Source organism: Acidovorax kalamii, from assembly GCF_002245625.1.
Taxonomy (GTDB): domain Bacteria; phylum Pseudomonadota; class Gammaproteobacteria; order Burkholderiales; family Burkholderiaceae_C; genus Acidovorax; species Acidovorax kalamii.
The window spans coordinates 1-806 of the sequence record NZ_NOIG01000021.1 but is presented as its reverse complement, the minus strand read 5'-3'; the positions used below and the strand labels follow the sequence as shown (position 1 = coordinate 806).

Sequence of the window (806 nt, the reverse complement as noted above, 5' to 3'; positions counted from 1 at the left end):
GAAGTGCGCAGCCTGGCAGGGCGCAGCGCAGAAGCCGCCAAGGAAATCAAAAGCCTCATCACCGCCAGCGTCGAACGCGTGGAGCAAGGCACCGCGCTGGTCGACAAGGCCGGAGCCACCATGACCGAAGTGGTCGCCTCCATCCGGCGCGTGACCGACATCATGGGTGAGATCAGCGCCGCCAGCAGCGAACAAAGCGCAGGCGTGGGCCAGGTGGGCGAAGCCGTCACACAGATGGACCAAGCCACCCAGCAAAACGCAGCCCTGGTGGAAGAAATGGCAGCGGCCGCCAGCGCGCTGAACGCCCAGGCAGGCGAACTCGTCAACGCCGTGGCCGTGTTCAAGCTGGACGCCCACGCCACCAGCACCGCTCAGCGCAGCAGCAGCCACAGCACAGCAACACCAGCGCGGACCCCCATCCCGGCGCCCAGCCACAGCGCCCCGCGCAGCACCCCGGCCAAGCCCGCCAGCCTGGGCGCACGCAAACCCGCCGCCAAGCCAGCGGCCAGCCTGGCCGCCCCCAAGACGGCAGCAGCCAGCAGCGCCGCAGCAGCCCCCGCAGCCAAGGCCCACAGCCCTGCACCAGCGCCCAAGGCAGGGGGCAGCGACGACGACTGGGAGAGCTTCTGAGCGGAGGGGCCATGGAGGAGGGGGAACCTCAACCAAAATGGCCGTTACCGCGCGACTGGATAGCCTGAATAGCTATCAAAAATAGAGCATCGCCAAGGCTGGGCAGGGCCACGCAGCGCGAAGTGACGCAACGCAACGCGGGGCAGCACTGCACAACCAAAAAGCACGCAGAGGGG

The 806-nt window shown here is 68.0% G+C and carries 1 protein-coding gene; it reads left to right on the top strand.

The window, feature by feature from the left end:
* The coding region (locus tag CBY09_RS23340) for a methyl-accepting chemotaxis protein (protein WP_240515827.1) at nucleotides 1-630 on the top strand (630 nt) is incomplete at its 5' end.
* Nucleotides 631-806 lie beyond the last annotated feature (176 nt).